This window comes from Agrobacterium salinitolerans (assembly GCF_002008225.1).
GTDB classification, from domain to species: domain Bacteria; phylum Pseudomonadota; class Alphaproteobacteria; order Rhizobiales; family Rhizobiaceae; genus Agrobacterium; species Agrobacterium salinitolerans.
Genome location: NZ_MRDH01000031.1, coordinates 1 through 5,450 on the forward strand (window position 1 = coordinate 1; position 5,450 = coordinate 5,450).

The 5,450-nt window shown below is 52.8% G+C and carries 8 protein-coding genes; 2 read left to right on the forward strand and 6 right to left on the reverse strand.

Annotation, left to right across the window (positions count from 1 at the left end; translation table 11 throughout):
• Positions 1 to 467: 467 nt before the first annotated feature.
• Entirely contained in the window at positions 468 to 1,310 is an 843-nt protein-coding gene (locus tag BS627_RS19970; protein ID WP_077984925.1) for a nucleotidyl transferase AbiEii/AbiGii toxin family protein, read from the reverse strand.
• Positions 1,307 to 1,867, reverse strand: a complete 561-nt coding sequence (locus tag BS627_RS19975) for a type IV toxin-antitoxin system AbiEi family antitoxin domain-containing protein (RefSeq protein WP_245307212.1) — start codon at positions 1,865 to 1,867, stop codon at positions 1,307 to 1,309. Before BS627_RS19975 ends, BS627_RS19970 begins: the two co-directional genes overlap by 4 nt.
• Before the next feature lie 211 nt (positions 1,868 to 2,078).
• On the opposite strand from BS627_RS19975, the gene BS627_RS24880 reads away from it, so the two are divergent.
• Together BS627_RS24880 and BS627_RS19985 are read left to right on the forward strand one after the other, a co-directional pair.
• Positions 2,079 to 2,318 (forward strand): toxin-antitoxin system TumE family protein, encoded by a 240-nt coding sequence (locus tag BS627_RS24880; RefSeq protein ID WP_077984926.1) that lies wholly within the window; start codon positions 2,079 to 2,081, stop codon positions 2,316 to 2,318.
• Complete coding sequence (locus BS627_RS19985) at positions 2,315 to 2,683, forward strand: HVO_A0114 family putative DNA-binding protein (RefSeq protein ID WP_077984927.1); 369 nt, start codon at positions 2,315 to 2,317, stop codon at positions 2,681 to 2,683. Before BS627_RS24880 ends, BS627_RS19985 begins: the two co-directional genes overlap by 4 nt.
• Positions 2,684 to 2,905: 222 nt before the next feature.
• Here BS627_RS19985 and BS627_RS19990 read toward each other — a convergent pair whose 3' ends face one another.
• From BS627_RS19990 to BS627_RS20005, 4 genes are all read right to left on the reverse strand, one after another.
• On the reverse strand, positions 2,906 to 4,135 hold the full coding sequence (locus tag BS627_RS19990) for a type II toxin-antitoxin system HipA family toxin (protein ID WP_245307214.1): 1,230 nt from the start codon (positions 4,133 to 4,135) through the stop codon (positions 2,906 to 2,908).
• Between the two features lie 20 nt (positions 4,136 to 4,155).
• Positions 4,156 to 4,455: a helix-turn-helix domain-containing protein gene (locus BS627_RS19995; protein WP_245307216.1), complete on the reverse strand. Its 300-nt coding sequence runs from the start codon at positions 4,453 to 4,455 to the stop codon at positions 4,156 to 4,158.
• A 206-nt stretch (positions 4,456 to 4,661) separates the two neighbouring features.
• Positions 4,662 to 4,859, reverse strand: a complete 198-nt coding sequence (locus BS627_RS20000; protein ID WP_077984929.1) for a hypothetical protein — start codon at positions 4,857 to 4,859, stop codon at positions 4,662 to 4,664.
• A gap of 93 nt (positions 4,860 to 4,952) precedes the next feature.
• Positions 4,953 to 5,450: GrpB family protein (locus BS627_RS20005; RefSeq protein ID WP_103036238.1), on the reverse strand; the 498-nt coding region annotated here is incomplete at its 5' end.

A 5,450-nucleotide genomic window follows, 5' to 3' on the forward strand; every position in this document is an offset into this window, starting at 1 on the left:
AAACAAAAAACCACCCTTTCAATCAATACTCAGTCAGATTCCTGCTAAAATCCCTAGTTTCCGCACAAAACCCGCATAAATCATCCGACCAAGCAGAGCAACCCGCCAGGTAAAGCAAACGCATAAATTATATGTTTACTCAGTTATCCATATACATATATATGTTTTCGTCGCCCTCATTTTGCGATCGGCAGAACTCCTCTCTGCCCCCTCGCCATGCGAAACAATATTCCATCCAAAAAGTATAAATACACAAATATATGTATTACTGAGGATGCTATGGCAAAAATATTCCCATGACCCACCAAGCGCATCGGGGACGTTTCTGAGCGAAGCCCCCTCATCGGCTCGAATTCAGTTTACTAATAAATCCGTGAAATCAAAAAATACGAAAATATATAATTTGTAAAAACGTAACCGACGAAACAATTCGCCTGCCTTCTACGAACATAAAAACATCGGGAAGTTCAAAGCTTTTCCAGCTTGGCAAGGAAAAAACGATCACTCCAAAGAGCCGTGGATTTAAGCTCGGCTGGACGAAGAAACGGTCGAACATCCCCGGCAGCCTCTTTCCAGTCGATACGTTTGATCGTTTCTGAAAGAGCCGCTTTCAGCCAGGCAGCATCTACATGGACAGTCTCATCTCCCGCCCAGGGACCAGCCTGCATCAGCGCATTGCGCAAAAGGTCCAGATTCGGCGAGACGCTGCGGGTCACATACCAGGAGAAGTCGAACCAATCACGCCCCTTGAGAAAACCACGGCATAGAAGAGCGTGTATCTTGAGCGCAAAATTGGAAGGCAAATCCTGATGGCGGACCTCACAATCAGCCGGAAAATCAAGGTAGGTAGTTTCCTCACCCGATCCCGCAGGCGGATTAACGTCAATCTCAAGTTTGATACGAATTGTCTTGGGTCGACCTCTTCCCGCAAATGACAGATCCAACTGGCTCGCGATGGAATCATCCTTGATAACAGCCTGCCGGATCGCTGTATCCATCCGCACCTTGGGATGTGCCTCCAATTCCAGCCCGAACTGGCTGACAACATCCGTCAGAACCTTGAGATAAGGAGACCAGTTGAAACCCGTGTCGGGAGCCCGCAGAAGAAAATCGAGGTCCTCGGAAAAACGCGGCAGGCCATGAAGAATGCGAAGGCTTGTACCACCCTGAAAAAGAGCCACATCGAAAAAATCGCCCCGCCACAAGGCGTAGAGTACGACCTCCTGCAGTATTTCCTTGACGGCATTCTCTTCCTCTATTGCACTTTCCGCCGCGTATTGCCGAAGCTTGTCCCGGATAATCTCAATCATGCCCTGACCTCGACATCATGCAGACGCCGCGAAGGCATCAGAGCACCTTCCAGCGCCCGGAGAAAGACATTCGCAGCCTTGTGCTTGTACACCGGCTTCAATGCCGTAAAATCCGTACGTCGCAATCCGAAAAGGGCATCTTCCTCGATCCTCATACCAATCGTCAGCCATTCAAGCCCGCTCCACTCCACCTTGCGAAGCGCTACCAGATCCATAAGCGCCCGAAGAGGCCTAGCAACGAACGCAATCGAGCCGTTGAGCGGGACACGGTCAACACTCGTCATGAACCGATAATCGTTAATCGCCAGAGGATGATAGCTGAAGGTCCCGAACCCGGGCGTCGAAAAATCCTGGCTTTTGCGTCCAGGTGAAACACTGGCCGTAACAAACACCGCCTCCGGAATCCATCCATGAAACGACAGTGCTGTCTCGAAAGAGATATAGCTGCCCGGCACGAGGTTTTGGGCGACGGCAAACGGATGAACCGGGTCACGTCGATAGCGCCGCGCCAGCACATAACAACCACGCTTCAGGCGGATGAGGGACCCGTCTTTCAAAGCGCGGTTGACAAGGCCATAACGGCNAACAACCACGCTTCAGGCGGATGAGGGACCCGTCTTTCAAAGCGCGGTTGACAAGGCCATAACGGCGCGCGTCACTGCCGCCCAGCAACTCGGCGAGTTGCCGGTCATTCAGAAAACGATCAGCCAATCCGGCTGCAGAAATCTGGTCAACCAACGAAGACATAATTCTTGATACTTCCAATTTATGAAAGTTTCAAGAATTTTTATACAGGTGCCGGAACCCGTTCCCGGTAGGACGCACATGTTCGAGTATCGAGTGTTTTATGGCAAGGACGGCAGGCGTATCGTCGGTTTCGACAACGAACGCGGCAAAGGCGATCATCGTCATCTTAACGGCGACGAGCATCCTTACATGTTCACAACGACCGATGCCCTCCTGTCCGACTTTCGGAAGGAGATAATCAAGAGGAGGAAGAAGCCATGAGAGAAGCCTTGATTCAAATCAGAGCAGACAGCGAAGCTGCCCTCAATGAGGTTTTTGAAAGGGCAACGAATGCGATGCGTTCAGGCAACCCCTCAGACCCCGTGGCAGTCTTCACCTTTTCGTCGCCCGCACAGCTTTTTTCTGTCATCACCCCCAAAAGGTGGGAATTGATTGAACATCTTCAGAAGATCGGTCCATCGAGCATACGCGGACTTGCCCGATCCGTCGAACGTGACGTTAAGCGTGTCCACGAGGACGTGTCCGCGTTGTCGGACTGGGGTATATTCGAACAAACCGAAGACGGAAAGGTTCACGTACCCTACGACGTCATCCACGCGAATTTCGACCTCAGAGCGGCAGCCTGATCAGGAACCATAATGCAAACTATCACCACACAACCCTTCCGGACTTCGAATACCACAACCTGAAATGCTGCCGATGATGACATGTCACCGCCTTCCTGCATCTCAGCCTGGTCCACCAACGAAGACATAATTCCTGAAGCTTCCGATTTCTGAAAGTTTCAGGAACTTTCCACGTTTGTGGCATCCGGCCTGCTTAAATCCGATCCCTCGAAACGTGGGCCTTTAAGCAAGCCGATTACCATTCAAGAACTTGTCGAGTTCAGCGGTCCGGGTTCTGGATAACTGAACTTCCTCAGCAAACTCAGGCCATCGGTCTACAGCCGCTCTAACCTGTTCTATAACTTCCCGCGCATCCTGATCTGAAATCGAAGCCCCTCTGGAGACCGCCAGAAGGTGAGACATGCCGGGGTTTCTGCCTTCCCCGGCTATTGCCGTGCTGTGCTCTCCGCCTGGTCCCGACGAAAAAGTAAGATCGTATGCGGGTGCCAGAGACCAGCGGCCATTCCCGTCCATAAGGAAGGCGTGGTTCTTCGCATGGTCGTCGCGATTTCTGGCAAAGACATTGAACACCATGTTTCGGAACATCTTCAGGACTTCCGTAGCGTCGCGGGTCATTATGTGAGTAAGCTTGTGCAGTTGCTCATAGTTCACACTCGCTTCACGATGGCTGGCATTCAGCAGGCCGCTTGCCGTGTGCATGTGGAGCCTGCCAGCAGGGGTCCTGTCAAAACGTTTCGTCGCAAAAAGCCGTCGTCCTTTCCTGGTCTCCAGCAGCAGGGTGTCGGCCATCGTCAGTCCTGCAGCGACCGCCATAAGCGAATAGGCTTTTTCTTCCGGACCGATCTCCCGCGGATCATCGGAACTCGGCGCCTTGACCATCCACCTTTCGAACCCCGGATCCAACGGTTGGCCATAATCCAGAACGCATCTGTTTTCCGCCTGGTTGAAGCCGATCATAATCTTCGGCCGCGCACCCGCGGATCCACCCTGCGCGCCCTGCAAGCTGTCTATATCAGCCACATCCATTTCAGCCTGCACCAACTCGACCTGATCAGCGAACCAGTCGAGATCGGTGACGGGCTGAGGCTCCTGGTCGTCTGGCAATTCAGGAACATATGAGAGCGCGCCCATTCCCGTTCTGCCCACTGCAGACAGACGGTCGACCGGGGTAAGTCGGGTATAGTCGATGCCCGCCCGCTGAAGACGACGGTCCAGCAACAAACGACCCCACCCATCCGGCAGGCTGTCGTTGAACACCCCATGAAGCCCGTCAAATGGATCGCGAGGCGCTGCAATCAATCCAGTGGAGGCCATCATATGGAATGGTGAAACCAAAAGCGGCGCAGCCAGAAACTCCGCCGCGTACTCGAAATACGCCCGCCGTTCCCTGCCGCTCCAGGCAAGCGTCCCGAGCTTTTTCTCATTCCCTTCGAGCTCCAGATAAACGCTCATCTTCCGGATTGACGTGAACTTCATTTACGGCGCACACGCTGCTTGAGAGGACGATCAATGACATCATCGATATTCTGTGGCGGCCGACCTGGAAACAGCCGTTCGAATTCTGCTTCCGCCTCAAGAGCAAAGGCAATTTTTATCAGACTTTCGAGGGAAATTTTGCCGGTTTCCTCAAATAGCCTCAGCGATCCGTAGGAGACATTCGATCTCGCAGCCAATTCGCGTTGGGTCAATCCTTGCTGGATCCGCCGGCGCTTCATCCTATCCGCCAGGTCCCGGATAACCTCCACAGGAGAAGACATTTTAAATGCTAACATATTATCACCCATCCGCAAATAAGGCCTATTAATGCCAATATAATAGCATTTAAAATAAATCGCAACTCACATGCACGCTCAGAAAACTCGGCTTTATGACTCGTTGCGTATTGCAGCACTGCATCATCAAGGCCGTTTTCCACTATCGGTCAGCCGTTATAAGGAATACGACTTTTCCTTATAACGGCCTTACCACCCGTCGTGGGTTATATGAATTCGCCACAAATGACCTGCCTTCGTCTCTCAAGAATGCTGGCGTCTGCGAAATCCACACCATGGAACAGTGCTTCCGTCGCGGTCGAGATACTGAAGCCTGGCTTGCCACGCTGCGCCAGAAACGTGCTGACGATCTGCGGAACGGTCTCTTCCATGCCAAAAAGCGCATCCGGCCCACCAGGATTCATTGCCGCCTCATTTGTCGTTACGCTTGCTCTGAGCAGCCGCTGAGGTTAGCCCTTTACCAAACCATTGCAATGTCTCCGACCGGCCCAAACCGGTCATCCCATGTCATTCTGTGCCGCGCAGACTATCTCGGAAATGAAAGCACTTTTCTCCGAGGTATAGCGATCCCCATCATACGAAAACTGCTCTGCAAGACGGCGCTTCAAGGTGGAGTATGCCAAGGCCATATCGTCATGTTGGCGGAGGTAGTCTCGGAAAAGCAACCGCCTCTCATGCGTTTGGTTGAAGGGCGGGCAAAGGTAGACCCTTATCTGGGGTGAAGGGCGTTTCAAAAGAAAGGCCCAAACATCATCGTCATACCGATTGCCACGAGGCTCGAAGCCAGCGTCGATGAGAGCCGCGCTCGCACCGGGAATGTCTCCGATGCCCGATACGACAACGTCCACGTCAATTATTGGCTTTGCGGCCAATCCTGGTACTGCAGTGCTACCGATGTGCTCGACTGCCCCAATGTAAGCGGCAAGCTGAGACCGTTCAGCGCGTGTAATTCCACGGCATGAGTGCATCGAGGTCGCTGCTGGGCCAACCATTGG

Coding starts and splice junctions, on each gene's coding strand:
- BS627_RS19990 (WP_245307214.1), bottom strand. CDS start 4,135: ATGAGCGTTTATCTGGAGCTCGAAGGGAATGAGAAAAAGCTCGGGACG.
- BS627_RS19970 (WP_077984925.1), bottom strand. CDS start 1,310: ATGATTGAGATTATCCGGGACAAGCTTCGGCAATACGCGGCGGAAAGT.
- BS627_RS19985 (WP_077984927.1), top strand. CDS start 2,315: ATGAGAGAAGCCTTGATTCAAATCAGAGCAGACAGCGAAGCTGCCCTC.
- BS627_RS19995 (WP_245307216.1), bottom strand. CDS start 4,455: ATGTTAGCATTTAAAATGTCTTCTCCTGTGGAGGTTATCCGGGACCTG.
- BS627_RS20000 (WP_077984929.1), bottom strand. CDS start 4,859: ATGAATCCTGGTGGGCCGGATGCGCTTTTTGGCATGGAAGAGACCGTT.
- BS627_RS24880 (WP_077984926.1), top strand. CDS start 2,079: ATGAAAGTTTCAAGAATTTTTATACAGGTGCCGGAACCCGTTCCCGGT.